Source organism: Natronoglycomyces albus (genome assembly GCF_016925535.1).
Taxonomy (GTDB): domain Bacteria; phylum Actinomycetota; class Actinomycetes; order Mycobacteriales; family Micromonosporaceae; genus Natronoglycomyces; species Natronoglycomyces albus.
The window spans coordinates 1,291,012-1,313,935 of record NZ_CP070496.1; the positions used below are offsets into that span (position 1 = coordinate 1,291,012).

Here is a 22,924-nt window from a genome sequence, read left to right on the forward strand (position 1 = left end):
CTTCCCAACGAATATGAGTTCCCCGGTTGAGGAAACACCAAGGAGGAGCTAATCCTCCGGGTGGTTTTTGACCATCACCTCGCGCACGGCCGCTGCCACAGCCGGAGCCACCTTCGAGTCAAAGACGCTGGGGATGATGTACGTGGGGTTGATCTTGTCCGCTCCCACGCAATCGGCGATCGCCGTAGCCGCCGCCATGGCCGCGTCATCGTGCCAGCCACGTGCCTGCGCGTCCAGCAAGCCCCGGAACACACCAGGGAAGGCTAGAACGTTGTTGATCTGGTTGGGCTGATCGGACCGCCCCGTAGCCACGATCGCGGCGTGGCGCGCCGCTTCGGTTGGGCTGATCTCCGGGTCCGGGTTGGCCAGGGCGAACACGATCGGGTCGCCACCCATGGTCGCCACATCAGAGCCCTTGAGGATGTTCGGGGCGCTCACACCGATGAAGACATCGGCTCCCCGCATCGCCCCAGCCAGGTCGCCCTGGTAGTTGTCCTTGTTCGTGTTCTCCGCCAGCCACTTCTTCGTCGCGTCCGGGGCCTCAGTGCCCCGACACAGGGCACCTTCGCGGTCACACACAATGATGTCCTTGACATCATGCTTCATCAGCAGCCGGATGATCGCGGTACCAGCGGCTCCCGCCCCGGCGACAACGATCTTCGTGTCAGAGAACTCCTTGTTCACCACCCGCAGCGCATTGGTCAGCGCCGCCATGACCACGATCGCGGTGCCGTGCTGGTCGTCGTGGAACACCGGAATGTCAAGGCGCTCGCGCAGCTTCTCCTCGATCTCGAAACAGCGCGGCGCGGCGATGTCCTCCAGGTTGATGCCGCCGAAGGTCGGGGCCAAATTAGCCACCGTGTTGATGATCTCCTCAGTGTCTTGGGTGTCCAGACACACCGGCCACGCGTCGACGTCACCGAACTTCTTGAACAGGGCGGCCTTGCCCTCCATGACCGGCATTGCCGCCTCGGGCCCGATATTGCCCAAACCCAGCACCGCCGAACCGTCGGATACCACGGCCACAGAATTGCGCTTGATAGTCAGACGACGAGCGTCGTCGGGGTTGTTGGCAATCGCCTGGCACACTCGCGCCACACCCGGGGTGTAGGCCATTGACAGGTCGTCGCGGTTGCGCAACGGCACCTTCGACTTCACCTCGATCTTGCCGCCCAAGTGCAGCAAGAACGTTCGGTCGGAGACCTTCTTCACCTCGAAGTCAGGCATGGCGCCCAGAATCTGTGTCACCTGTTCGGCATGGTGGGCATCCGAGGTGTCACAGGTCAGGTCGACCACCATGCGAGTGTGCTCGGAGGAGACGACGTCCAGAGCCGTCACGATCGCGCCTGCCTGACCAACAACGGTCGCAAGTCGACCTGCCGCGCCCGGATCGGCCGAAAGGGCCAAACGGACAGTGATCGAGAATCCAGCGCTGGGGAGGCGGGCGTCAGACATGGAGGCTCCTTGAGATAAGACGCGGCGTCAGTTGTGAAACTTCTCTAGCTTCATTTGTGAAATGGCTCTAATTATCATTCTTATCACTACAATGGGTGATCGGCATCAGTGGAGGCCACACCTACGGTGGAGACCACATCAGGTTGAGTACCCCTGTTCCACCGGCGAACATGCGCTCATTATCGGTTCTCCAGGCTGCCAGTGACGCCGAGGGGCCATGCGTACCTGGCCTAGCCGGTGACAACCGACCTCACCGCTGTTTTGGGCCCGATATCGGGAATGCCCCAAAAATCAGATGCGTTATGCCAATTGAGCTGCCATGCTCGTCGCTAGCACCAATTCGCCGCACTTACGGAGGTACTCTCACAGTGGAGTCCATGACCTTGATTTTCAGCTGAGCTAACGGACGCCTCAGCGAGGTCGGATCACGTGCCGAATCGCGAACGCTCCCGCAGCAATAATCCCGCAACGCAAACCACAGCGGATGGAAACACCCGTAACCGATCGCCCGCATAATGCGAACCGGTGGGATCGCCACTCAGCCCGCTGTAGGTGACAAACTTTATCCGGCTGAAGGATGGACATCCAACTTGAGACACGAAGTATCACGTATGCATGAAGACAATCACTTTGAGGACCTGCCAACCGGCGGAGACCTCGATCTGGAGGCCCGCCAGGCGCTACGCCGCGTCGACGGCCTCACCACAGAACTTGCCGACGTCACCGACGCCGAATATCGACAGCTACGCCTGGAGCGCGTGGTCTTGGTCGGTGTCTGGACCGAAGGTACCGTCGTCGACGCGGAGAACTCCCTGAGTGAACTCGCCGCTCTGGCTGAGACCGCAGGTTCGGAAGTTCTCGACGGCATGTTGCAACGCCGGTCCAAGCCTGACGCGGGCACGTACATCGGTTCGGGCAAGGTCGAAGAACTTAAGGACGTTGTGGAGGCTCTCGGAGCCGACACCGTGATCTGCGACGGCGAACTCTCGCCGGGTCAATTGCGCACTCTGGAAAAAGAGGTCAACGTCAAGGTCGTGGACCGCACGGCGCTGATCTTGGATATTTTCGCCCAGCACGCCAAGAGCCGCGAAGGTAAAGCCCAGGTCGAGCTGGCTCAATTGCAGTACCTGCTGCCGCGACTGCGCGGCTGGGGTGACGCCATGAGCCGACAGGCTGGCGGTCGAGCCGGTGGCGCCAGTGGCGGTGTCGGTCTGCGTGGACCCGGTGAGACGAAACTGGAGACGGACCGGCGGCGCATCAATACCCGCATCGCCAAATTGCGCAAAGATCTCAGTCGCATGAAGACCTCGCGCGACACCAAACGCTCGGACCGCACCCGGCACGAGGTACCCGCCGTCGTTATTGCCGGCTACACCAATGCGGGCAAGTCTTCGCTGCTCAACCGGCTCACCGGTGCGGGCATCCTGGTGCAGGACGCGCTTTTTGCGACCCTGGACACGACCACGCGCCGTACTCAGACCTCCGACGGTCGGGAATACACCCTGTCGGACACGGTTGGATTCGTGCGGCATCTACCGCACCAGCTAGTCGAGGCATTCCGTTCCACACTGGAAGAAGTGGCCGATGCTGACCTGGTGTTGCACGTCATCGATGGTGACCACCCGGACCCGGCCTCCCAAGTGGCGGCTGTGCGGGAAGTGTTCAGCGAGGTCGACGCGCAAAACGTTCCCGAGCTCTTGATTGTCAACAAGGTTGACGCCGTCTCGGCTGAGACGCTGCTGCGTTTGCATTCGGATTGGCCCGATGCCGCGTTCGTCTCCGCGGCGACCGGTGAGGGCATCGACAAGCTACAAGAGCGAATTGAGCAGGCGTTGCCCCGTCCTCAAGTCACGCTCACGGTGAGCCTGCCATATGACCGGGGTGACCTGGAGTCGAGGGTGCGCACGCACGGAGAGGTCGTCTCGGTTGAACACACCGGGGAAGGCACCGTGATGACGGCTGCGGTCGGACCCGCTTTGGCCTCCGAACTGGAGCCGTATACGACGACCTCCTAGTGGGCTCCCGCGCTTGATGTGGTGGGGAGGGAACACCGAAAGGTGCTCCCTCCCCACCACGCTTTCTGGTGATGTGTGTGGGTGGGGCCGTTTCGCCGTGGGGGAGACGTCATACCGCCTGCGGTGGTGGAGCGGGATGCGGAATGCGGCACGACAGTCTGGGATGACCGTTTCCTAGGGATATACGCGATTGGGGCCTCTATGGCACATGTCGATCTCTAACAAAGGAGACAAATACCCCCGACAAAGCGGTATCCATTGACGACTGTGGATGCTGAGCTGCACTTTGAGAGTGGTTTTGAGCATGATTCACTAGCCCGCTGCGGTGGGGTGTTGGTGTTCTGGGACACTGTTTTGCGATGCGTGACAGTGACCAGCGAACGTGGCACTGGGGCAGCCGTTTTCTCGCCGGAGTCGTTGCGACGGCATTCGTGGGAATGGCCGTTCCGGTACATGCCCAAGAGGGTGATGACGACGACGCCGAGGGAGACCCCTCCGGTGGCGAAGTCGTGTGCGAAGTCGCCGACGATCGTCTAGCGAATATCGCCGGAATAGCCCCTGCCGACAATGGCTACTGGGTGCTGCCCGATAGTTCCTATCACGGTGCCGCCATGGAGATCTTCCGTGTCGACGCGAGCTGTCTGGTTCATGAGCCGATCATGATCAACCATCAGCCGCGTGAACCAGAGGACCTGGCGATGGCTTCGGACGGGTACCTCTGGGCGGCCGATACAGGCGACCAACTCACCGATCGCCCGCAAGTGGCCGTTACTCGCGTTAACCCCAACGACGCCAGCGATCGGCAAATGTTTCGTTTCGTCTATCCCGACGGCCCCAAACACGTCGATACGATGCTGCTTACTCCAGACGACTCCGTCGTCTTCTTGTACAACGACGGCGCCGACGTCGTTCTCTATAGTCCTCCCACCGACCAGTATCTCGAAGAGAACACCCCGCTAGAACGCGTCGCCACGGTCAGCCTCGAACCGACTGACACTGGGCACGGCGGCACCGATGTCAGTGGAGCGGCTATGTCACCAGACGGAGAGCGCGTAGTCCTGCGTACCGCCTCCGACGCCTATGAATGGGACATAGACGGGGACATCTTCTCTTCGCTTGAGGAGAATGAACCTCGTATTACTCCGCTGCCGGGCCAGACCGGTGGGACCATCGCCTATGACGAGGACGGTGAATTCGTCACCGCTGGCCCCGGCGACTCTGGTGCGTCGCTGCGCAGCTACGTTCCCGCAAGCGTGGCCGAAGAAGAGGACGATGAGGGCGGCGAAGAGGCGGCCAGCGAAAGGCCGGGCAGGGACCAGGGTTTCACCGACTGGCTCATTGACACTCTTGGACCTGACGGGATTATCAAGACGCTCGCGGCCGCGGCTGTTATCGGCCTGCTGATCATGTTCGGCGGTATCTGGATCATCGTGCGCTACCGCCGCCAGGCCCGTGAGCGGGCGTTGAGCCTTGAGGACGACTCTGACCTCGATGACGACTTGGACGACTTGGACGATTTCGACTCGGAGAATCACGCGGCCGCGTTCGCGCCCGATATCAAGGTCGAGGAAAACTACGGCGACCCCGAAGTCAGTCAGCTGGCCAATCGTGCTCGTCGCGACGAAGGCGGCACGGTGTATGGGGGAGCCAAGAACAGCGAAGGATCCGTCTACGGAGCTGCTGGGGCCCGCGAAGGCGGCTCGGTGTACGGATCGGCGCAATCGCGTACCGGGGCCGGGTCCGATGCCGAAGTAGAGGCCAACGCCGAAAACGGTTGGTTCAAAGGCACGTCCGGACGTTCAGCCACCGGAGGTGGGACCACCTACGGCGCAGGTGCGGCAGCACGTGGTGGGAACGTCTATGGCGCGGGGGCTAACGACGAGGCCGGTTCGGTTTACGGTGGTGCGCCTTCGCCTTCCTCGGCTGAATCCGAACGGACGCCGGGGACGACTTACGGTGCGACGGGTGCGGCCCGGGGTAGTACCTACGGCGCTTCGGATTCCGGCAGTCGAGGGAACACCTACGGCAGTACGGGCACAAGCGGTACCACCTATGGCTCGGGCGGAGGCAGCGTCTACGGAGGTGGTGAGTCCGGTTCGGTCTACGGGGACACAAGCGGGGCGGGGCCATCCGGGTCGGTATACGGCGCCAGTTCGCACGAAGATGACCAGTGGCGAGGCCAAGGCCGGGGACGCGAGGGCTGAGACGGCCCTTGGAGTCCCGCACGTCACGCAAGAGTGACACACGGGATGGATGCGTTGAGTGGCCTGTGTGGTGATGAGCCATCTGTTGTAGACGCACTCGGCGACAGCTGCCAACTTATTCCGTCGCCGAGGCGGCTTAAGGATCGTCGTGCTCGGCTGGTCGTGACCGGTCTATGGACAGCCCGAAGGCTCTCGCGAGACCCGGGGGTTCGCAGCGGCTCGCAGCGTGGCTATAGCTTGCGCAGTACTGCTACGACGCGGCCCAAAATCTCGGCTTCCCCGGCTTCGATGGGTTCATAGCGGGGGTTGGCCGGTAGCAGGAGCGGTTGCCCATTGTTGCGCTTCCACTTCTTGACGGTCGCTTCGCCGTCGATCATGGCCGCTACGATCTCGCCGTTGTAGGCCTCGGGCTGTTGTCGTACGACCACCCAGTCGCCGTCGGCTATGGCCGCTTCGATCATGGAGTCGCCTTTGACGCGAAGTAGGAAGTGGACGCCTTCGCCAACGAATTCGGCCGGCAGCGGCATGACGTCGTAGTCGCGCTCTTCGGCCAGTATCGGGGCCCCGGCGGCGATCTCGCCGACCATGGGAACGTAGCGTGGGCGTGGGTGTTTAGTGCATGTTTGTACCCCAGCTGGGGTCTTCTGCTTGACTCCGACGGCACGCGGGCGTCCCGCCTGGCGATGCAGATAGCCTTTGGCTTCAAGTTGTTTAATCTGATAGGCGACCGACGAGGCTGATGCCAAACCGACTACTTCGCCGATCTCGCGCACGCTGGGTGGGTAGCCCTTGTTGCTCGTGAATTCCTCGATGTACTCCAGCACTTGCTTTTGACGCATCGTGAGAATATTCGATTTGGATTTCACGGGAGTGGGATTGCTGGCCACGGTATCTCCTGTATTGGCAAAAGGGACAGCACATGCGATTTCGCTAATCTAACTCATTGTCCCGCCTGAGTCAAACACAAGTACGACTTCAGCGTGTCAGCTAGGGCAGATGACGGGCGTCTTGGGTCGGCGATTCACCCCACAGGCGGCGAAAACGGTCAGTAGGGTAAAGAAAAAATAGAGGCGTGATACACCTCGCATTGAAGTGAACTGGTCATTCGTATTTTCGCTCGAATTCTCGTTGCTAACACAATATATAGTGGTTTAATGTAGAGGTGATCACTATTTATTGGGGTCGGATTGATAAATTCTGGGGCTGTGACACTCTCGAATGCGTGGCGGTGGCACAGAGATTGTCATCGTTCGTCCGTTATCGGGAATTAGTACGTACATACGGTTTTGAAGGAGGCGTAGATGCGGTGCCCATACTGTCGGCATCCCGACTCACGGGTCGTGGACTCGCGCGAAGGGGACGACGGGATGCTCATTCGCCGCCGCCGAGCCTGTCAAAGCTGCGAAAAGCGTTTTACCACTGTAGAGGAGTCCGTCCTCGCCATTGTGAAGCGCTCTGGCGTCACAGAGCCATTCAGCCGCCACAAGGTCGTCACTGGGGTCATGAAGGCCTGTCAGGGGCGGCCGGTCACCCGGGATGCCTTGGAGGCCCTCGCCCAACAGGTCGAGGATGAAATCCGCTCTCGCGGTGTGGCCGAACTGGCCAGCAACGAAGTGGGCCTGGCGATCCTGCCGCCCTTGCGTGAGCTCGATGAAGTGGCCTACCTACGTTTCGCCTCGGTCTACCGTTCGTTCGATTCGGTCGAGGATTTTGAGGCGGCCATCGCGGATCTGCGCGGGCAGAGCGACCAGACTTCGGCGGCATCGACCGGGTAGGCACCCAGTTGTCCAGCCCGACCCATGTTCATAGCGTTCAGCTGCGGTGTAGGCCCAGCTTGTGGCCACGAACTCGCTCCTGGCCAGGGATGAGCTGGCTGCCGGACACATCGCGCTTTACGGTCCGCCGTTGGCCGCGCACAGGTCGTTTGCCGCTCGGAAGTGTCACACCCGAGACCGACGATGAAGAAGTGGCACCGGTGGACCAAGGCGACGTCGTCTGTCTAGACGCGTCGGACCAACCCAACCTCGCCTAGCGCGGTGTTGGGAGATCGACGGTAAAAAGTAGCGCCGATGCCGGGTGAGAGCGGCACCGTGAGACTGGACCGTCGAAAAATGACAGCGGATCAACAGTAAGAACGGGGACAGCATGGCCAGCGGGGAAGCGTCGGTTCCACATCAAACTGCGAACAGCGCGCATGCGAAGGCATCGAATAAGAAGAACCGGGTCAAGACCACCCGGACTGATGGCAAGAAGACCTCAACTACCGGTACCAAAGGCAAGCACATGGGCGAGAACTCAGGCGGATTGACAATTTCCCGCGCCTTCACCAGCGAGGGCGTTCATCCCTACGACGAGGTCGTATGGGAGAAGCGCGACGTGGTGATGACCAATTGGCGCGACGGGACGGTCAATTTTGAGCAGCGTGGGGTAGAGTTCCCCGCGTTTTGGAGCCAGAACGCCACCCAGATCGTGACCTCGAAGTACTTTCGAGGGGCGGTGGGGACCTCACAGCGTGAGCACAGCCTGAAGCAGCTGATCGACCGGGTGGCCAAGACCTATCGTGCCGCAGGCGAGAAGGGCGGCTACTTCGCCTCCGTAGCTGACGCCGAGGTCTTTGAAGCCGAACTCACCTGGCTGATCTTGCACCAGTACTTCAGCTTCAATTCCCCAGTGTGGTTCAACGTGGGCACCGAGTCCAAGCAGCAGGTCTCGGCCTGTTTCATCCTCAGCGTTGACGACACGATGGAGTCCATCCTTGATTGGTACAAAGAGGAAGGCCTGATCTTCAAAGGGGGTTCCGGATCCGGAGTCAACCTTTCGGACATCCGCTCATCCAAAGAACTGCTCTCCTCGGGCGGCAACGCCTCGGGGCCAGTCAGCTTCATGCGCGGAGCCGACGCCTCGGCGGGGACCATCAAGTCCGGCGGTGCGACTCGCCGGGCCGCCAAGATGGTCGTCCTCGATATCGACCACCCCGATGTCGAGGAATTCATCGACACCAAGGCTCGCGAAGAGGACAAGATCCGCGCATTGCGCGACGCTGGTTTCGACATGGATCTGGGCGGCGAAGACATCGTCTCGGTGCAGTACCAAAACGCCAATAACTCGGTGCGTGTCACCGATGAGTTCATGGCAGCCGTGGAGAAGGGCACCGACTTCGCGCTGCGGGCCCGCACCACAGGCGAGCCGATCGAAAGGCGTGACGCCCGGGAACTGTTCCGCAAGGTGGCCACGGCCGCATGGGAATGCGCCGACCCGGGCATCCAGTACGACGACACCATCAACGAGTGGCACACGTGCCCGGTCACCGGGCGTATCACCGCGTCCAACCCATGCTCCGAATACGTCCACATCGACAACTCATCGTGTAACTTGGCCTCGCTCAACCTCATGAAGTTCCTCAACGACGACGGCTCGTTCGACGTGGAGCACTTCACCAAGGCGGTCGAATTCGTCATTACCGCTATGGAGATCTCGATTTCGTTCGCGGACTTCCCCACGGAGAAGATCGGCGAAAACACCCGCGCCTATCGCCAACTGGGCATCGGCTATTCCAACTTGGGGGCCCTGCTGATGGCATCGGGGCTGCCCTATGACTCGCCCGAAGGGCGCTCGGTCTCCGCCGCGATCACTTCGTTGATGACCGGAGTCTCCTACCGCCGCTCCGCCGAAATCGCCGCAGTGGTCGGACCATACGAGGGCTACGCCAAGAACGCCGAGGCCCACCAGGCTGTCATGCGCAAGCACGAGGCGGCCTGCGAACAGGTCGAGACATTCAACGATGTCGACGCCACGGTCTTGCGCGCCGCAACGCAGGAATGGCATCGGGGCAATGAGTTGGGCGCTACCCACGGCTGGCGCAACTCCCAAGCCAGTGTCCTCGCGCCCACCGGCACCATTTCATTCATGATGGACGCCGACACGACGGGCATCGAACCGGATTTGGCGTTGGTCAAGTACAAGAAGCTCGTCGGCGGCGGTTCGATGCAGATCGTCAACCAGACAGTTGGACGGGCACTGGACCGACTTGGATATACGGCCGAAGAACGACAGGCGATAGTCGACTACATTGCCGAGCATGGTCACGTCATCGACGCGCCCCACTTGCAAAAAGATCACTATCCGGTCTTTGATTGTGCGATGGGGGAGCGCTCAATTTCTCCGATGGGCCACGTTCAGATGATGGCCGCGGCACAGCCATTTCTCTCCGGTGCGATCTCAAAGACCGTCAACGTACCTGAGACGGCCACTGTCGAGGACTTCGAACGCATCTACTTCGAAGGATGGAAGCAAGGGCTGAAGGCCCTGGCGGTCTACCGCGATAACTGCAAGGTGGGGCAGCCGCTGTCCATCTCCAAGACCGACCAGAAAGCGACCGAGAAGTCTACCCAGACGCAGAAGGTCGTCGAGTACCGTCCGGTACGCCGCCGCTTGCCGAAAGTCCGGCCCAGTCAGACGGTCTCCTTTGCCGTCGGTGGAGCCGAGGGCTACTTGACCGCTTCGTCCTATCCAGACGATGGAGTTGGCGAAGTGTTCCTGAAAATGTCCAAGCAGGGCTCGACCCTGGCGGGAATGATGGACGCGTTCTCCGTGGCGATCTCGATAGCGCTGCAATACGGAGTGCCACTGGAGAAGTACGTCGAAAAGTTCACCAACATGCGCTTCGAACCAGCTGGCATGACCGACGATCCGGACGTACGCATGGCGGCCTCGGTGGTCGACTACATCTTCCGTCGTTTGGCGTTGGACTACCTCCCGTTCGAAAAGCGGGCCGCGCTGGGCATTATGACCACCGCCGAGCGCACGGCCGAACTCAATGGGGACGACCCATCGTTGGTCCACTCTTCGGAAACCGAACGCGAGTTCGCCGCCATGTCCGCCTCGGCTCCGATCGAAAAGGTCGTCGAAGTGGTGCAGGACAACCTGGGAGCGACTGCCCGCGAGGACATTTTGACGGGCTCGCGTAGCAGGGCCGCCGATGCTCCGCTGTGTATGAACTGCGGAACCACCATGCGGCCCTCAGGGTCGTGCTACGCCTGTGAAGGATGCGGAGCGACCTCAGGTTGTTCGTAGCCTTCTCGAAGGAACGTGACCGAACAGAACGCCTTCACTGACCAACGAGAGTGAGCCGATGGGCCCGGAAGCCTTAGTTTCGGGCCCATCGGGCATGTGGTGGCCATAGCTAGCGTTGGGTCGATGCTGGGTCCACTCACTTCACATCATCGCCAGCGGACAAATCACTGTAGGTGATGTCTCCGGCGGCGAAGTTTCCCAGCGAGGTGCGCGCGATCAGGTCCAAGAACAGATACGTCGACTCCCGGTTGCCGATGGGACTGGGAAGCGTATCGATCTTGAAGGCTTTGCGCAGGTCCTGAAACGCGCGTTCGGTGATCGGCCCCCAAATCCGGTCGATGTCGATGTTGCGATTGATGCCCAACAAGCGGGCCGAGACCTGCACGAGGGTTACATCGGTGCGCGCATTGGGTTCGTTGCGAAACGCCAGCCGCGTCGTCGAGCCGGCATTGTCGAAGTGAATGTGATTGCCGTGGGTCCCATCAGTGTCGTGCCAGCCGTTGAGAACCACGCGGAAGTATTGGCGGCACGAAGCCATCACCCCTAGGTAACGACGCCGATGTCCCCGCGATTGTCCGGGGCGCCAATGCCGATTCATGTCGACGCGCAAATTGCCGGTGCCATTGATACGCGTCAGATCGAACGCCGAACCCGTCCCATGTTGTCCGGATGTGCACGCGAACGTTCCCGCGCTTCCCACCCAGTCGATATTCTCCGATCGCACATCCCGCACCACCTGGTTGAGATACTTCGCCCAGTCATTGCACAGCCCTTTGAAGTTTCCGTTGAAGGGAAATGTCGTCACGTTCGGATGGCTGCCCAACGCGGGCTTGTCTGCCAAGTTCGGTCCCTGATACCCGGTGCGATACCGCAGCTTGCACGAAGACACCCCTACCCAATTCCATTGGCCGGAGGGACGAGCGCACTCGGCGAACGACTCTTCGGTTCTGCAAGCGACGGTGAACTCCGCGTCCGCGAGGTCGGTGTGTGCCATTGCGGAGGGCCCCCACGTCATCGACGTGGCACCGGCGGTGAGACCGGCCAACCCGGCGCGCAGAAACGTGCGGCGGCCCAGACGGGTGGTTTGCCTCCGATGCGGAGAAGGCGAGGGTTGCTGATGCGACATGAGGGAGGTCCTTCCGACGCTAGAGCGGCAGATGTGAGGCCCGCTGATCCAGAGGCTTGGAACAGCATCGGCGTGTTTCGCAGATTAATGCCTCACACGGGGGCAAAAAGCGTATTGCCGCGAATCCACCCAAAAGTACGAGCGTTGTCGATTCAGGCGTATAAGGGCCGGTCGTCGGCTAGGAACCGCTGCGGGGCGCTCGTTAGCGTCGCCATATGTCAAGCGGTGGCGTTGGGCCTCACGACCTGGGCCGTAGCATGTTGGCAAGGAAGCGCATACGTATCAAGCCCTCTACCCCTGCCAGGGGAAGAGGGCTTGATACGTATGCGTGGTCGGGTTTAGAGGCGCAGGCGGTAAGCGTGCAGGGTCACCGTTGGGATGGGCATCCAATCGCGCTCGGGCATGGTCTCGAAACCAAGTTTTTCGTATAGGGCGACCGCCTCGGCCGCCACGGCTGTGCGCACGTAGATCACCAGCTGATGGCAGTCGAGTTCTCGTGCCCTGTCGCAGACTGCTTGGACAAGTGCTCGACCCACTCCGCGCCGCTGCGCGGAGGTCGATACGGCTAGCATGCGAAACTCCAACTCCCCGGGTTGAGCCAGTTCGGAGAGTGGGCTATCCACTGGGCAGATGGTGACTGATCCGAGAACGTCGTTGCTGGTGGCGTCCACGGCCACGATGACCTCGGCCTTTTCGACGCGACCGGCCACGTCACGAAGTTCTTGTTCGTAAAAGCTGGCGGTGCCCTCCAACTGGCCCACAGCCCGATAAGCCTGTGTCACGACCTCGGCTATGGCTGCGTAGTCACCGGGTTCGGCGGGCCTGACCACGAGGCCCGAAGAGGGATAGGTGTCGATGTTGGTGGTGGGGTTGGTGGTCATGATTCCTCCAAATCACAGTGGCCCGATGGGCGGTGTAGCCCTCGGCTGGCCAGGGGGAGTGCCGCCAGCTGTCGCGAGGATTTACTCCTGCCACAGTAACGCCGCGAAGTGACGCTTCCTTGAGGTCACAGTGGCCTGTGTGACAGGGCTTGCCGCAAGCCTGGATAGGGAGGGGCCGCACCAGCGCTGAGCTGGCACGGCCCCCGTGACGTGTATTCGGTTGTGTATGTCAGTTCGCGTGACCGTGGTGACCGGTCAAACGCGGTCTGAAAATCTAACCCTCGTAATGCAACGTTAGGCGGGTCCAGGCTCCCACGTGGAAGTAAGAGCCATCGCCCAGTGGCAACTGCGTGTGCGGCGGCACCGGGTCATCACCACCGTTGAGGAAAGTTCCATTGGATGAACCGGTGTCGGTGAGAATCCAAGTGCCGTCTGGCGCGGCCTGGAGACTCGCGTGTTGCGAACTCACCCCGGGATCGGAGGCTTCACCGGAGAGGTCGATCTCCGGCGCAGTGCCACGGCGCGCGTTATAGCGCCCAATGTTGACCTGTCCTTGGTCCAACGGGAATCGTCGCGGCTGGTAGTGAGCCGGAAACTCCAGTTGCGAGCCCTCTTCGGACGCGGCGACTTTGCCGAAAAAGGCGCGGTCGGCGGTGGCGACTAGGACCCATTGCAATCCCGTGCCACCGTGGCCGCCCCCTGGTTGGCCCGGAGCTTGACCCGGTGGCGGGAATGCCGCTGCGGGGTCATTGGGCGACGCGTCGGGAATCGAGTAGCCCGGCATCTGCTGTGGGGGCCCAGGTGGGGCTGACATGGGCTGCCCGGGCTGGAACGGAGCCGAAGGCACCCCAGGTGGCATGTGCGGCGGCGCGGACGTTGGTGGAGCTGACATGTAGGCAGCCGGAGCGCCCGAAGCAGGCTGATTGGGATCGTAGCCCCCACCTTGCTGCCCGTAGGGGTCAGCTTGGCCGGGATATCCACCTTGACCCTGGTCGTAGCCGCCTGGTTGGAAAGGCGGCTGGCTGGGTTGGTACCCACCCGGGGCGGCCTGATTGGGGTCGTACCCACCGCCTTGCTGACCATAGGGGTCTGCGGGCCCTGGGGGGAAGGGAGGTTGGCTGGGTTGATACCCGCCCCCTTGCTGGCCATAAGGGTCCTGGCTGGGAGGGTACTGCTGGCCTTGGTCGTAGCCGCCGGGCTGGGAGTGACCATAGGGGTCACTGCCACCTGGTGCGCCGTGCTCGTACCCACCGCCAGGGGCGAAGGGGGGCTGCTGGCCTTGGTCGTAGCCACCCGGTGGCGGGAAGGGTGGCTGGCCTCCTTGGGGGTAGCCACCGGGCTGTTGCCCTTGGTCAAACCCGCCTGGGGAAGGTGGGAATGGAGGTTGTCCACCGCCTTGGAAGTTCTGGTTGGGGGCACCGCACTGTTCGCAGAATTGTCCTGCGGGGAAGTACCCACACGCGCACGGCGGCCCACCGGGCGGTGGTGCTCCGCCTCCAGGCTGCGGCGGTTGGTAGTTCATGTCGTGCCCCCTCCAAGCAATTCTGTGAAGTCTTTCTTGCGGCCCATTCCCAGCTTGGCCGTAAAGTCGTATTCTTCCTCGTCAGCTTCCGACTTGGCGGGAGCCGAGGTAGCGCCGCCAACCACTGGTGGGTTGAAGCGGGTTATGGCGACGCTGATGTTATCGGCACCACCATAGTCGCAGGCTTGCTGTGTCAACGCTACCGCCATTTGCCCAACTGTGCCGTCCGGGAGTGGACGCAGGTCGTCAGGGGAGTCCATGTAACGCGACAATCCATCACTGCACACCACGATATGGCCAGAGTCGGGAATGTAGCGGGCCAGATTCGGTTGCAACGACGGCGCATCCGATCCTAGCCAGGCCAACAAAGCCTTCGCATACGGGCTGCGGTATCGCTCGTCGCTTTCGTCGACACCGTGATATTCCAGCCGAGCCGCGATGGTGTCGTCAACTGTGAGACACATTGAATCGTCGTCGCCGACCCAGTAGGCGCGTGAGTCGCCCACCCAACAGATGACGACCTCGGTGTCGTCGACGATTGCCGAGACATAGGTGCTCGACGGTGGAGACTGCGGGTACTGCGCGCCAACGGTGGCCACCGCCGTGTGCGCGGCGTTGACGCCACGCCGGGAGGCCTTTTCCATGTTCTCGCCGTCCTTGAGCGCTTGTTCGATTTCGGTTACCGCCGCTTCGGCTCCGGCCAGCGCGGCACGTTCGGAGTCCGTCGCGTTGGACACGCCGTCACAAATGACGGCAATGCGCCGTCCCCCGACCGCGCCGATGGCGACCGCGTCTTGGTTGTAGTGGTGACGCTTGCCCACATCTGTGGCGGCGGCGATCACCGACAGGTCGAGTTCGACGTGGTCGCCGGAGCCTCCAGGGTGGTCGGCGTTGGTTTCGGTGGCTGCGGAGGACTTCCACGTGTGATCGGTGGCCTGGACGCCTTCGTCGAGGTCTCCTCCGCAGACTTCGCAGTAGCGTCCGAACTCGGCCGGAAGTGCGCACTCGGTGCACTTCTTCAAGGTGGTGGTTGGCATGCTGGCTCCAGTTGCGCTTCTGGCTAGAACGTGGTGCGGGGGCGGTGCAGGTTGGCCTGATCGATATAGAAGATCTGGTCTTCCTTTTTGTCGCAGGTGTAGGCCAGCCGCCGGTAGGACTTCTCCAGTGCGAACCTCAGGTCGCGTTCGGTCAGCGGGTGGTCGAACAGGGTAATCCCGCTGTGATGTTGTGGCCCGTATTGGTTGACCAGCGTGAGGGCGTAGGCCAGGAGCCGAGTGGACACGAGGTGGTGGCGACGAGGCTCCAGGTTTAGTGAGGCGATGCGCGCGGCCATGTGGCGTAGGTCGTTGAACCCGGGCGGATTGGTACGGCTGTGCAGGGAAATCTGGATAGCGGCCGTCTGCGCGACACCGTATTGGTTTGAGGTCTCAGGCACCTCCAACAGCGTTTCGATCGCCGCTGGCGTGTCGCCCATGGCGTCCAGGAGGCGAGCTTTGCCGTAGGCGGCCGAGACGAACCGACGATCGCATTGCCAGATGCGTTGGTAGTAGGGGAGAGCCAAGTCGCCTCGGCCGATGAGTTCGGCGCAGGCGGCTAGTGCCAGTCGGGGCGCCAGTTCTCCGGGCAGGTGCGAGTACACGGCGTCGAAGTGAGCACCGGCGTTGGCGAAGTCCCCAGAGAGCAAACAAATGATGCCGCGCAGCCAGGAGTGCTGCCAGGCGTATCCGTGGTGATGCAAGCTCTGATCGAGGGCGCCGGTTGCGTTGTGGAGGTCCCCGGCGCTGATGAGAGTGGTGACTCGCCGCAATTGGACTTCGAGCGACGGCTCGGGCGCGGAGTTGAGTTCCGCCATGATTCCGGTGACATCGGTGGCCGACATCGAGTTCAGGAATGCCGCGCTGGGGTCCGAGGGATCAAGCATCGGCTCGGGCAGGGCATGGGCGATGTCGAAGGCTCGCCCCACGGAGGAGGAATCGGCATCGGTGTCGGGGACTCCGAATGTGGATTGTTCGACGGTGAACATGGTCGAGGGAGCCATGAGCGGCTGACCGGACTCGACCGATTGAACTTCGCCGAGGATGCCCTGCACTTGAGCTCGCATCTCGCCAGCGCTTTGAAAGCGCATTCCTGGCTCGGAGTTGCAGGCCCGCAGCAAGAGGCGATGGAATGAGGCGTGCTCTGCGAACAGAGGTGCCTTTTCTGGGGAGGGAAGGCTCTCTCGATACTCTCCGGTGAAACCTTTGAAGTCCAGTGCCATGACCGCCATCGAACGTCCGATGGTGTATAGGTCCGAACTAATCGAGGGCCCGACGGTGAGCACTTCGTCATTGGGCACCGAGTACCCGGGTGTGCCATAGACCGCTGAGTCGAGATCGTCGATGCGGCGCACCGCACCCAGGTCGATCAACTTTAGCCACGTCTCGACGTGAATGATGTTGTCGGGCTTGAAATCACAGAAGAGCAGGTTGCGGTCGTGCAGGTACTCGAACGCTGGCAGCATCTCGATGGTGTAGGTGAGCACCTGTGACAACGGCAGCGGTTGTTTGTCGCCGTTTTCGTCCACGTAGTTGTCGCGGAGGGCTTTGAGCGATTGCCCCGCGATGTACTCCATGACGATGTAGCTTTGTGGGTCGCCAGTGCGGGGATCTGGCTCGGTGACGAAGTCGAAGATGTTGACGATGTTGGGGTGGTCGATGCCCACGAGGAATCGGCGCTCATTGACCGCCGATTCCAGAGCGTCCTCGTCCGAGGAGTTGATGAGGCCCTTGAGAACGACCCACCGTTCGGTTCCGTCGTCTTGGAAGTTGCGGTCGTTGGCCAGATAGATCCATCCCAGTCCACCGTGGGCGATCGCGCCGAGAATCTGGTATCGATTGGCGAGGACATCGCCGGGGCCTAGCGCCGGGGTGAACCAATATTGGGCGCGGCAGTAGGGACAATAGCCGGTGACTTGGCCGTCGCGCCCCGCTTGTGGGCGTCCGACGGGTTTGGCGCAGGAACCACAGAACCGCTTGTTTTCGGAAACGGCGGGGTTTTCCACCACGGCGGTGGAGGGGTCTCTTGGTTCCACTGGGGGCAGCTCACGCATGCCGCCACGTTGGCGACGGCTGCGGCCGGTGGTGCGGGAGACGGGGCCCGATAGCGCCCCCGAGACCGGTGAACTGGTGGCTCCGGCTACAGGTTGGTGGCGTTTGCCCAGGCGGTAGGTGTGCGGTGGCTCTGATACCGGTTGGGAGAGGGCCTGGTGAATGTCGTTCATGGCTGCTCCCTAGTCTCGGTACTGCGGTTGGGGTGCTTGGGCGGGGCCGAGAGCCTCAGCTAGCCACTCGTCGTAAATGTCATCCCAGGTGCCGTCGTCGCGCATGTCTTCGAGGATTCCGTTGATGTAGCGCACGAGGTCTTCGTTTCCCTGCGCGACGGCCACTCCGTAGGGCTCGTCGGAGAAGGGCTCACCGACGACTTCCAAGTAAGGGTCTTGGATGGCCATTCCGGCCAGGATCGTGTTGTCGGTGGTTATGGCGTCAACCATGCCTTGCTGCACCATGAACATGCAATCGCCCCAGTCAGGGGCGGCGACGGGCTGGGCATTGGTCGCACCGAGGCGGTCGATCGAGGTGGAACCGGGGGAGGAGCATACCCGGTGGTCGTTGGTGAGGTCCGACAGATCCTCGATCCCGGAGTCTCGGGTGACGAGCAACTGTTGTCCAGCGGTGAAATATTCTGAGGAGAACAGGACGTTTTCCCAGCGTGCGCAGTTCATGGTCATGGTGCGTACGACGATGTCGACCTCTCCGTTTTGCAAGGCGCTCTCACGTTCGTCGGAGGTCATGGTCACGAAGGTGATGTTGTCACGGTGCCCCATGATGTCGTCGGCGATGGCGCGGGCTATCTCGATGTCAAACCCTTCCAGTGACCCAGTCTCGGGATCGCGGAATCCCATCAGATACGTAGTTTGGTCCACCCCAACGGTCAAGGTGTTGTCGCGAATGAGGGCTGAACGCGCATCTCCGGCGGTGAGGCCCGAGGAGGGGCTGAAGGATTCGCGCGCACCGCACGGGTCGTCCTCGGTCGGGGGCTCGCCCAGCTCGGGACTGAAGTCGGCCCCTTGCGGAATTGGGAGTGGGACGTCGATCTCCGGCGGTGAGGTGGTCTCGACACTGGCGCACGAGACGGCGGCGATCGCGCAGATGGCGGTGAGGGCCACCAGGCTCCGCAGTCGGCGACTTCCACCTCGGTTATTCACACGTGCTTTCATGGATTGCCTCATAGGTGATACTCCGCGATGCGGACCTGAATGCCTGCTGCGGCGGCGAACAGCGCCAGCAGAGCGAAGACGGCGATGGCAATATGGGAGCCCCATAGCACCGTCTGTGCCGAGGCGGTGTGGTCATTGAAGGCATCCACGCTCAGGGCCGTCGCCTCGTTCATGGCGGTGTCGAATTGGTCGAAGATCGTATTGAGTGAGTCATCCTGTTCGCCGATGGAGGACTCGACCGCTTCTTGGTAGCTGCCTTGTTCGGATGTGGCGATGACATCGGCGCTGCGGGTCCCCCATTCCTCGGCGGCGTCCCGGGCCGTGGAGAGGGGAGCGGACATATCGCCCCCGTAGTCGTCTGTCAGCCGGTTCATCAGCCCCGAGCCGCCGTCGGGACCCAGTAGGAGTTCGAGCTGGCGATGGTAGTCCGCCAAATAGTCCCCGCCAGCACCGCGAGTGACCAAGAGCATCGCTTGGTCGGCTCGGGCCTGTTGTGCGGCGAGGTGGGCCTCGGAGAGTTCCCCCAGCGGCTTGGCGCCCTGCTCGTAGGACTGACCCATGTGATGGGCTGACAGCAAACCGACGGTGAGTACCCAGGCGAGAACCGCCACGGTCGCTCCGGTCGCGCCGAGCAGCCCCTTGTTAAAGACGCGATTGGTGCGTTTGAACAGCCACACTTGCAGCCAAAGGAGAAACAGGAGTGCCGCGACTCCAGCGGCTACGGTGATCCATGGAAATCCGGTCGCGCTAGAACGGGAGTCGTTGACCGCGCCGGTCGCGTTGGCTTGCAGGTCCTGTGCGGCGGGCAGCATTTCGGTGCGCATCATCTGCGAGGCTTGTTGGAGATAGGTCCCACCGACGGGCTGGCCGAGGCGATTGTATGAACGGGCGGAGTCGACCAGGCCGGTGTAGACGGGAAGATATGCGTTGACTCGGGCGATCAGTTCGGCGTCTTCGGCAGACTGGGCTCTCGAAGAGGCGCGCGAGAGTGCGAGCGAGGCGTCACGCAGAGCCGTGTGGTATTCCTCGCGCATCTGGGCGGATTCGGTGCCCCCGGCCAGGAATCCTGAGGAGGCGATGGCCTCGGCGTCGGACAGTGCCCGATACAAGTCCAGGGCGGCTACGGACAGCTGACCACTTTCCGAGGAAGTCTCGTCAATGAAGCTCTGCTTGGCGAACATCGAAGTCACGCCGGATATGCCGGTGGTCGCGATGAGCAACAACGCGATAATCATGTATGTGCGCAGCTTAGCCGGGGTGTGCTTGGTGAGCGAAGCCAGTTTTCCGTTGAGCTTTCCCTCCGAGCCCGGGCTGACGGGGTTACTCTGAGTGACTGGCTGGGTGGGCGGGGCCTGTTGGGGCGGGGGACCACTAACCGGTGGGGCACTGACAGCGCCGGAAACACCGGGAGGGGCATGAAGTGACAAGGTAGCCTCACAATCAGACCGGGGGAACTTCATGTTAGCGGGCTGGGGCAATGAAGGCGTCACCCTACCTAGCGGTATGCACTCCGAGGCAACCGCATTCCAGCAGCTACTTCAAGCAAGGTGGCCGACGACCATGACCGTTGAATCCGACGATGAACGCTGGATGCGCCACGCGATCGAGCTGGCGCGACACTGTCCGCCCTCGCCCGATGCCTTCAGCGTGGGGGCTGTCGTCGTCGTCGAAAACGAGGTTGTCGCCCAAGGGTACTCACGCCAAGATAACCCGCACGACCATGCCGAAGAGGTGGCATTGCGCGCCTTGCGGCTAGCGCCGGGCCGGGAAATGACTACCCAAGACGATCACATCGGTGGGGGAGACCTCACCGACGCCACAATTTATTCCACGATGGAACCATGTGGGGAGCGGGCCTCGCGGCCCATCCCTTGCGCCCAGCTCATCATCCAATCAGGACTAACGAGAGTCGTTTACGCCGTAGGCGAACCCACGACATTCGTCGCCGCCCCGCGCGGGGCACAACTCCTCCGAGAAGCTGGCTTGACCGTTGTCTACCTGCCAGAACTGGCCAAAGCGGCCCGCGAAGTCAGCAGACCCATAATGTTAGTTTGTAGAATATGCCTTTGATTACCGCCACCGAACTTGCCGAGCTGCTGGAAAGCAGCCCGCCACCGTGCGTTTTGGACATCCGTTGGCAACTTCAGAAACCCACTGAAGGCCGCGAAGCCTACAACGCGGGACACATCCCCGGGGCGGTGTTCCTGGACCTTGACGAAGACGTGTGCGGGCCGCCCGGCGAGGCGGGCCGCCACCCGTTGCCCGACCCCGAGAAACTCCAGGAATCCCTGCGTAGCGCTGGCATCAATAACGACTCCATCATCGTGTGCTACGACGATGGCCACTTTCTCTCCGCCGCCCGCACCTGGTGGACCCTACGTTGGGCCGGACTCAAGCACGTCTACGTCCTCGACGGCGGATACAAAAGCTGGGTCGACGAACGCCGTGAGGTCACCACAGAGGCCCCTGAGGTCGAACCGGGCACCGTGGAGATCGAAACCGGTCATGAAACCGTGCTCAACGCCGAGGCCGCCGCCGTTTGGGCCGACCAGGGCAAGCTCGTCGACGTGCGCGACCGAGGACGCTACTTTGGGGAAAAGGAATTCATCGACCCAGTCGCGGGCCACATTCCCGGTGCCGGAAACCTGCCCTCCAGCGACGACATTGACGACAAAGGTCGTTTCCTCACCAAAGGCCGTCTTCGCGATCGCTACCGCGACCACGTCGATACTGCGCTTTACTGTGGGTCAGGGGTGACCGCCGCCCGCTCGGCTTTGGCGATGACCGTCGCCGGATACAAGGTGCCCCCGCTATACATTGGTTCATGGTCCAATTGGATCGCCGAGGACCGACCGGTTTCGTCAGGAGATTGACATGACTTTGCATCTGCCAGGCCTCCCGCGCGCGGGCGTCGCCGTGCTCGCGGCATCGTTGCTGGCGCTGGCCAGCTGTTCCAGTGACGCTGATCCCGACGCGAACGGTGATCAGGACCCGGCGGATGTCGAACAGACCAACGACGCCGAAGACGAGGGAAATGGTGAGCCCGCGGAACTGGAACTGGATCTTGAGGCCGCCGGAGGAATCTGCGCGCTCATTGACCCAGAGCTTTTGACCAGTGCCACCGGCGTCGAGTTCACCTCCGCCTCCGGGTTCTACGATGGTGGCGAGGACATCGGCAGCTGTGCGGTGCAGACCAACGTGGGAACATTCCCCGACCTCACCTTGGCCCTCGCGGCAGCTGAAGTGAGTCCGGAGACGTTCGAGGACGAGATGGTCTCCGACGCCGAGGAACTGGACGATCTGGGCGATGCCGCCTTCGAGCTTTTCCTCTCCGGAGGCGACACCTCTGGGCCCGCGCTAGAAATCGGGTGGCTCTCGGACGGCTATGTCTTTGAGATGCGCTACACCAGCGCCGAGGGGACCGAACTGGACGATCTTGAGGATTCCTCCGCCGACCTGCTCGAGCTGGCGCAGGCAATCGACGCGGCGTGGGAAGACTGGGAACCCACCGATGAGAGTGAAGAACTCGAAGAAGAGGACGACTAGTCAGCGCCAGGGGCTAACATGAGGCCGCGCAGGCAAACGTAAGCGCACTGGAGGGCCACCGCATTTTCATCTGCGGTGGCCCTCCAGCAGTTCAATGACTATGTGAATATGGCCAGGTAGTGGCGATGAGGCCACCGAGTACCGTGCGGCGGACCATCGGGGCTGTGGCGCTTGGCAGGCAGGTCCTTAGTCAGCCGCGACCGCGAAGATGCGGGCTGCCACTGATTCGTCGAGTCGCAAAGGCTCTGTGGTGCCTTTGACCGAAACATCGCCGCCGTCCTTGGACACGGTCACGATGGCGCCGGGATCGGTGCCAGCCTTGCGTAGTCGCGCAAGTAGTTCTGGTTCGACCTGAATGCTCTCGCACAGGCGAGTCACGCGCACGTTCGCGCCGTCCTCGATGTCGCTCAGCGGCTTCTCGCCGCTTTCATCGGTTACCGGCTTAGCTTGTGGATCAAGGGCTTCTAGGCCGGGAATAACGTTGCCATAGGGGGAATGGGTGGGGCCCTTGAGCAGGTCGTAAACCTTCTGTTCCACAGTGTCACTCATGACGTGTTCCCACTTGCACGCCTCATTGTGTGTGTATTCGTAGTCCATGCCAATAATGTTGACCAGCAGGAGCTCGGCCAAGCGGTGTTTACGCATGACCGCGACGGCTTGCCGTCGGCCCTCTTCGGTCAGTTCCAAGTGGCGGTCGCTCTTGACATGCAACAGATCGTCGCGCTGCATTCGGGCGACGGTTTGGCTGACAGTGGGGCCGCTTTGTTGCAACCGTTCGGCGATGCGGGCTCGCAGCGCGGGCACACCTTCCTCTTCCAATTCCAGGATGGTGCGCAAGTACATTTCA

At 61.8% G+C, this 22,924-nt stretch carries 17 protein-coding genes; 7 read left to right on the forward strand and 10 right to left on the reverse strand.

The window, feature by feature from the left end; translation table 11 throughout:
* Nucleotides 1-48: 48 nt before the first annotated feature.
* Nucleotides 49-1,455, reverse strand: a complete 1,407-nt coding sequence (locus JQS30_RS05495) for an NAD-dependent malic enzyme (protein ID WP_213172373.1) — start codon at nt 1,453-1,455, stop codon at nt 49-51.
* Between the two features lie 611 nt (nt 1,456-2,066).
* On the opposite strand from JQS30_RS05495, the gene hflX reads away from it, so the two are divergent.
* Both hflX and JQS30_RS05505 read left to right on the forward strand, forming a co-directional pair.
* Nucleotides 2,067-3,470, forward strand: coding sequence for a GTPase HflX (gene hflX, locus JQS30_RS05500; RefSeq protein ID WP_213172374.1), 1,404 nt, complete (start codon nt 2,067-2,069; stop codon nt 3,468-3,470).
* Between the two features lie 359 nt (nt 3,471-3,829).
* On the forward strand, nt 3,830-5,674 hold the full coding sequence (locus JQS30_RS05505; RefSeq protein ID WP_213172375.1) for a hypothetical protein: 1,845 nt from the start codon (nt 3,830-3,832) through the stop codon (nt 5,672-5,674).
* Between the two features lie 230 nt (nt 5,675-5,904).
* Here JQS30_RS05505 and lexA read toward each other — a convergent pair whose 3' ends face one another.
* Nucleotides 5,905-6,513, reverse strand: coding sequence for a transcriptional repressor LexA (gene lexA / locus JQS30_RS05510; RefSeq protein WP_213172376.1), 609 nt, complete (start codon nt 6,511-6,513; stop codon nt 5,905-5,907).
* A 462-nt stretch (nt 6,514-6,975) separates the two neighbouring features.
* On the opposite strand from lexA, the gene nrdR reads away from it, so the two are divergent.
* Nucleotides 6,976-7,449 carry a transcriptional regulator NrdR gene (gene nrdR / locus JQS30_RS05515; protein ID WP_213172377.1) on the forward strand — a complete coding sequence of 158 codons (474 nt, stop codon included), beginning with the start codon at nt 6,976-6,978 and terminating at the stop codon, nt 7,447-7,449.
* 508 nt (nt 7,450-7,957) lie between these two features.
* Nucleotides 7,958-10,747, forward strand: a complete 2,790-nt coding sequence (locus tag JQS30_RS05520) for a vitamin B12-dependent ribonucleotide reductase (RefSeq protein ID WP_343076184.1) — start codon at nt 7,958-7,960, stop codon at nt 10,745-10,747.
* A 136-nt stretch (nt 10,748-10,883) separates the two neighbouring features.
* Here the strand turns inward: JQS30_RS05520 and JQS30_RS05525 are convergent, their stop codons facing one another.
* The 7 genes from JQS30_RS05525 to JQS30_RS05555 form a co-directional block, all read right to left on the reverse strand.
* On the reverse strand, nt 10,884-11,873 hold the full coding sequence (locus JQS30_RS05525) for an extensin family protein (RefSeq protein WP_213172379.1): 990 nt from the start codon (nt 11,871-11,873) through the stop codon (nt 10,884-10,886).
* A gap of 338 nt (nt 11,874-12,211) precedes the next feature.
* Nucleotides 12,212-12,754: a GNAT family N-acetyltransferase gene (locus JQS30_RS05530; RefSeq protein ID WP_213172380.1), complete on the reverse strand. Its 543-nt coding sequence runs from the start codon at nt 12,752-12,754 to the stop codon at nt 12,212-12,214.
* Between the two features lie 274 nt (nt 12,755-13,028).
* Nucleotides 13,029-14,276: an FHA domain-containing protein gene (locus tag JQS30_RS05535; RefSeq protein WP_213172381.1), complete on the reverse strand. Its 1,248-nt coding sequence runs from the start codon at nt 14,274-14,276 to the stop codon at nt 13,029-13,031.
* A complete protein-coding gene (locus JQS30_RS05540; protein ID WP_213172382.1) occupies nt 14,273-15,313 on the reverse strand; it encodes a PP2C family protein-serine/threonine phosphatase in 1,041 nt (346 codons plus the stop codon). Before JQS30_RS05540 ends, JQS30_RS05535 begins: the two co-directional genes overlap by 4 nt.
* A gap of 23 nt (nt 15,314-15,336) precedes the next feature.
* Nucleotides 15,337-17,535: a serine/threonine-protein kinase gene (locus JQS30_RS05545; RefSeq protein WP_213172383.1), complete on the reverse strand. Its 2,199-nt coding sequence runs from the start codon at nt 17,533-17,535 to the stop codon at nt 15,337-15,339.
* A 9-nt stretch (nt 17,536-17,544) separates the two neighbouring features.
* Nucleotides 17,545-18,531, reverse strand: coding sequence for a glutamate ABC transporter substrate-binding protein (locus tag JQS30_RS05550; RefSeq protein WP_213172384.1), 987 nt, complete (start codon nt 18,529-18,531; stop codon nt 17,545-17,547).
* Between the two features lie 8 nt (nt 18,532-18,539).
* On the reverse strand, nt 18,540-19,958 hold the full coding sequence (locus JQS30_RS05555; RefSeq protein ID WP_213172385.1) for a hypothetical protein: 1,419 nt from the start codon (nt 19,956-19,958) through the stop codon (nt 18,540-18,542).
* Between the two features lie 133 nt (nt 19,959-20,091).
* Between JQS30_RS05555 and JQS30_RS05560 the strand changes: the two genes are divergently transcribed.
* The 3 genes from JQS30_RS05560 to JQS30_RS05570 are packed head-to-tail and all read left to right on the forward strand — an operon-like array spanning nt 20,092 to nt 22,077.
* Entirely contained in the window at nt 20,092-20,601 is a 510-nt protein-coding gene (locus JQS30_RS05560; protein WP_213172386.1) for a deaminase, read from the forward strand.
* Nucleotides 20,592-21,404, forward strand: coding sequence for a sulfurtransferase (locus JQS30_RS05565; RefSeq protein WP_213172387.1), 813 nt, complete (start codon nt 20,592-20,594; stop codon nt 21,402-21,404). The genes JQS30_RS05560 and JQS30_RS05565 overlap by 10 nt, the downstream gene beginning before the upstream one ends.
* A gap of 1 nt (nt 21,405) precedes the next feature.
* Nucleotides 21,406-22,077 carry a hypothetical protein gene (locus JQS30_RS05570; RefSeq protein ID WP_213172388.1) on the forward strand — a complete coding sequence of 224 codons (672 nt, stop codon included), beginning with the start codon at nt 21,406-21,408 and terminating at the stop codon, nt 22,075-22,077.
* A gap of 186 nt (nt 22,078-22,263) precedes the next feature.
* On the opposite strand, the gene JQS30_RS05575 is transcribed toward JQS30_RS05570, so the two are convergent.
* Entirely contained in the window at nt 22,264-22,920 is a 657-nt protein-coding gene (locus tag JQS30_RS05575) for a metal-dependent transcriptional regulator (RefSeq protein WP_343076185.1), read from the reverse strand.
* Nucleotides 22,921-22,924 lie beyond the last annotated feature (4 nt).

Excerpts from the sequence above, each read along its gene's own strand:
- JQS30_RS05525 (WP_213172379.1), bottom strand. The coding sequence starts at position 11,873 with ATGTCGCATCAGCAACCCTCGCCTTCTCCGCATCGGAGGCAAACCACC.
- JQS30_RS05565 (WP_213172387.1), top strand. The coding sequence starts at position 20,592 with ATGCCTTTGATTACCGCCACCGAACTTGCCGAGCTGCTGGAAAGCAGC.
- JQS30_RS05545 (WP_213172383.1), bottom strand. The coding sequence starts at position 17,535 with ATGAACGACATTCACCAGGCCCTCTCCCAACCGGTATCAGAGCCACCG.
- JQS30_RS05570 (WP_213172388.1), top strand. The coding sequence starts at position 21,406 with ATGACTTTGCATCTGCCAGGCCTCCCGCGCGCGGGCGTCGCCGTGCTC.
- JQS30_RS05535 (WP_213172381.1), bottom strand. The coding sequence starts at position 14,276 with ATGAACTACCAACCGCCGCAGCCTGGAGGCGGAGCACCACCGCCCGGT.
- JQS30_RS05560 (WP_213172386.1), top strand. The coding sequence starts at position 20,092 with ATGACCGTTGAATCCGACGATGAACGCTGGATGCGCCACGCGATCGAG.
- JQS30_RS05550 (WP_213172384.1), bottom strand. The coding sequence starts at position 18,531 with ATGAAAGCACGTGTGAATAACCGAGGTGGAAGTCGCCGACTGCGGAGC.
- JQS30_RS05575 (WP_343076185.1), bottom strand. The coding sequence starts at position 22,920 with ATGTACTTGCGCACCATCCTGGAATTGGAAGAGGAAGGTGTGCCCGCG.
- JQS30_RS05530 (WP_213172380.1), bottom strand. The coding sequence starts at position 12,754 with ATGACCACCAACCCCACCACCAACATCGACACCTATCCCTCTTCGGGC.
- lexA (WP_213172376.1), bottom strand. The coding sequence starts at position 6,513 with ATGCGTCAAAAGCAAGTGCTGGAGTACATCGAGGAATTCACGAGCAAC.
- hflX (WP_213172374.1), top strand. The coding sequence starts at position 2,067 with ATGCATGAAGACAATCACTTTGAGGACCTGCCAACCGGCGGAGACCTC.
- JQS30_RS05495 (WP_213172373.1), bottom strand. The coding sequence starts at position 1,455 with ATGTCTGACGCCCGCCTCCCCAGCGCTGGATTCTCGATCACTGTCCGT.
- JQS30_RS05520 (WP_343076184.1), top strand. The coding sequence starts at position 7,958 with ATGGGCGAGAACTCAGGCGGATTGACAATTTCCCGCGCCTTCACCAGC.
- JQS30_RS05505 (WP_213172375.1), top strand. The coding sequence starts at position 3,830 with ATGCGTGACAGTGACCAGCGAACGTGGCACTGGGGCAGCCGTTTTCTC.
- JQS30_RS05540 (WP_213172382.1), bottom strand. The coding sequence starts at position 15,313 with ATGCCAACCACCACCTTGAAGAAGTGCACCGAGTGCGCACTTCCGGCC.
- nrdR (WP_213172377.1), top strand. The coding sequence starts at position 6,976 with ATGCGGTGCCCATACTGTCGGCATCCCGACTCACGGGTCGTGGACTCG.